General features: G+C 64.7%; 3 protein-coding genes. All 3 read left to right on the forward strand.

The features are described 5' to 3' along the window. The first annotated feature begins 177 nt into the window (after window positions 1-177). The 3 genes from NKH57_RS33475 to NKH57_RS33485 are packed head-to-tail and all read left to right on the forward strand — an operon-like array spanning window position 178 to window position 3,403. Complete coding sequence (locus tag NKH57_RS33475; protein WP_352733253.1) at window positions 178-1,047, forward strand: carbohydrate ABC transporter permease; 870 nt, start codon at window positions 178-180, stop codon at window positions 1,045-1,047. Between the two features lie 11 nt (window positions 1,048-1,058). Continuing rightward, window positions 1,059-1,883: a carbohydrate ABC transporter permease gene (locus NKH57_RS33480; protein ID WP_352733290.1), complete on the forward strand. Its 825-nt coding sequence runs from the start codon at window positions 1,059-1,061 to the stop codon at window positions 1,881-1,883. 23 nt (window positions 1,884-1,906) lie between these two features. Beyond that, window positions 1,907-3,403, forward strand: coding sequence for a M81 family metallopeptidase (locus tag NKH57_RS33485; RefSeq protein WP_352950613.1), 1,497 nt, complete (start codon window positions 1,907-1,909; stop codon window positions 3,401-3,403). The last annotated feature ends 87 nt before the right edge of the window (window positions 3,404-3,490 follow it).

Consider the following 3,490-nt stretch of genomic DNA (forward strand, 5'->3'; position numbering starts at 1 on the left):
GGGGGGGGCGGGCGCCCCCCCCCCGCGGGCGGCGCCCCCCCCCCCCCCCCCCCCCCCCCCCCCCCCCCCACCCCCCCCGCCCCCCCCGCCCCGCCCCCCCGGCCCCCCGCCCCGGCGCCCCCCCCACCCCTTGGTTCCCGGCCCGGATTCCAGCGTGCCGAGGTTGCAGGCTAGCCGATGCAAAATCGTTTCTTGCCCTATCTCCTGACTTTGCCCAGCCTGTTTCTGGCGGCGGTCGTTATTTTCTGGCCCGTCTGGGACCTGATCCAAATCTCGACACATGATGTCAACCGCTTCGGCCAGCTGCGCGAATTCAACGACTTTGCCAATTTCGCAGCGCTCACCGCCGATCCCGATTTCATGGCCGCGCTCTGGCGCACCGGCCAGTGGACCGTGATGGTCGTCGGCGGTGCGCTTTTGCTGTCGATTCCGGTGGCGATGATCCTCAACACCGATTTCTATGGCCGCGGCATCGCCCGCGTCATCATCATGCTGCCCTGGGCGGTGTCGCTGACCATGACCGCGGTGGTCTGGCGCTGGGCGCTGAGCGGCGAAAGCGGCATGCTGAATTCGGCGCTGATCGGCCTCAGCCTCATCGATCACAACATCCAGTGGCTGGCGAGCGCCGAGACCGCTTTCCCGATGCAGGTGCTGATCGGTATCCTGGTGACTGTGCCATTCACGACGACGATCTTCCTCGGCGGGCTGTCGTCGATCCCGGACGACCTCTACGAGGCGGCGGCTCTCGAGGGGGCGACGCCGCTCCAGCAGTTCCGCGAGATCACCTTTCCGCTGCTGAAGCCGTTCATCAACATCGCCATCGTGCTCAACACCATCTACGTCTTCAATTCCTTCCCGATCATCTGGGTCATGACGCAAGGCGGGCCGGCCAACTCGACCGACATCCTGGTCACCCATCTCTACAAGCTGGCCTTCCGCATCGGCAAACTCGGCGAAGCGTCGGCGGTGTCGCTGGTGATGTTCGCCATACTGCTGGTCTTCACCATGATCTATGTGCGGCTGGCAATGCGGGAGCAACGCGCATGACAAATCGGCTCATGACGGGAAAGCTGAAGCGCTCGATCATCGCCTGGCTGCTGCTGACGCCCCTGATCGTGGTGACGCTCTTTCCCTTCGCCGTGATGCTCCTGACCGCGGTTAAGCCAAGACAGGAAGTGCTGTCGCCGACCTGGTGGCCGAGCGAATTCCGCTGGTCGAATTTTTCCGACATGTGGGTGGCGACCGGCTTTGGCCAGGCGCTGCTCAATTCGCTCTACGTGTCTGTGATCGCCACCGTCGGCGCCATCCTGATCTCGGTTCCGGCTGCCTATGCGATGTCGCGCTTCCGCTTTGCCGGTTACGGCGCCTTGCGCCAGTTCCTGCTGATCTCGCAGATGATCTCGCCGATCGTGCTGGTGCTTGGCCTGTTCCGGCTGATGGCCGCCTGGGGCCTTGTCGAGAGTACGACGGCGCTCGGCTTCATCTACATGGCCTTCAACGTCGCTTTCACGGTTTGGATGCTGCAGAGCTATTTCGACACCATTCCGCGCGATCTCGAGGAGGCGGCCTGGATGGAAGGTGCCGGCCGCTGGTTGACCTTGCGCAAGGTGTTCCTGCCGCTCTGCCTGCCGGCGGTCGCGGTGACCGCGATCTTCACCTTCATCAATGCCTGGAACGAATTCGTCGTCGCGCTCACCATGCTGCGCAGCCAGGAAAGCTATACGCTGCCGATCCAGGTGTTTTCGCTGGTCGCCGGCCGCTACACGATCGAATGGCACCACGTCATGGCGGCGACGTTGCTGGCGACCTTGCCGGTGGCCATCCTGTTCATCTGGCTGCAACGTTACCTCGTCCGCGGGCTGGCGCTCGGAGCGGTCAAATAGCGCCTATTCACGACGGAGCTTTCATGCGCATTTTCACCGCCTCGCTGGCAACGGAAACCAACACCTTCTCGCCGGTGCCGACCGACCGGGCCTCGTTCGAGATGGCCTTCTATGCCGGGCCTGGCAAGCATCCGGAAACGCCGACCCTGTGCTCGTCGCCGATGGTCGCGCTGCGCCGGCGCGCGGCCGTAGAGGGCCTCACCATCATCGAGGGCACCGCCACCTGGGCCGAGCCGGGCGGCCTGGTGCAGCGGCAGACCTATGAGGCGCTACGCGACGAGATCCTGGGCCAGCTCAAGGCAGCACTGCCGGTCGATGCCGTCATCCTCGGCCTGCATGGCGCGATGGTGGCGCAAGGCTATGATGATTGCGAAGGCGATCTGCTCGAACGCGTCCGGGCCATGGTCGGGCCGGAGGTGGTGATCGCTGTCGAACTTGATCCGCACAGTCATCTGACGCCGAAGCGCGTCGCGGCCTCAGACATCCTCGCCTACTTCCTCGAATTTCCACACACCGATTTCTACGAGCGCGGCGAACATGTCGTCGAGCTTGGCTTGGCAGCGGTGCGCGGCGAGATCAAGCCTGTCATCTCGACCTTCGATTGCCGCATGATCCAGGTGCTGCCGACCAGCCGCGAGCCGATGCGCTCTTTCGTCGACCGTATCAAGGCGCTGCACGGCAAGGACGGCGTGCTGTCGGTCTCGGTCATCCATGGCTTCATGGCTGCCGACGTGGCCGAGATGGGCACGCGCATCCTGGTTGTCACCGACAATGACAAGGCCAAGGGCGACGCGCTGGCGGAACGGCTGGGGCGCGAACTCTATGCGCTGCGCGAGAAGACGGCAATGACGATGCTGAGCACCGCCGACGGCATCAATCGGGCGCTGGCTGTGTGCGCGGAAAATCCGGGCAAGCCGGTGGTTATCGCCGACATCTGGGACAATCCCGGCGGCGGCGTTCCTGGCGACGGCACCTTCGTGCTGCGCCAGATGCTGGAGCGTGGGCTGAACAATGTCGGCGTTGCCACGATCTGGGATCCGATTGCCGTCACCTTTTGCCTGGCGGCCGGCGAGGGCGCGGTCATCGACCTGCGTTTCGGCGGCAAGGCCGGACCGCAGGCCGGGGAGCCGATCGACGCACGGGTCAAGGTGCTGAGGGCGGTTGCGGAGGGTTGGCAAAGTTTCGGGCCAAGCCGGGTGACGCTTGGGCCGGCGGCCCTGGTCCGCATCGAAGGCACCGAGGTCGACATCATCCTCAACACCAACCGCACGCAGACCTTCGAGCCGGATATCTTTTCCAATATCGGTGTCGATCCGCTGGCCAAGGACATGCTGCTGATCAAGTCGACCAATCATTTCTACGCCGGCTTCGAGCCGATCGCTGCCGAGATCATCTATGTCTCGGCGCCGAGTTCGTATCCGAGCAATCCAGCGGTGACCAACTACACCAAGCTGACGCGGCCGATCTGGCCGAGGGTGGCGGATCCGTGGAAGAGTGACGCTGCTGTTCTCCCCCCTTGAGGGGGAGATGTCGCCGAAGGCGACAGAGAGGGTCGGGGGGGGCGGCCGGCGCAGCAGCGTGAGGAGCAGCCCAGCAGCCGCGGCCGG

This window comes from Mesorhizobium sp. M1050 (genome assembly GCF_040318715.1).
Lineage (GTDB): Bacteria > Pseudomonadota > Alphaproteobacteria > Rhizobiales > Rhizobiaceae > Mesorhizobium.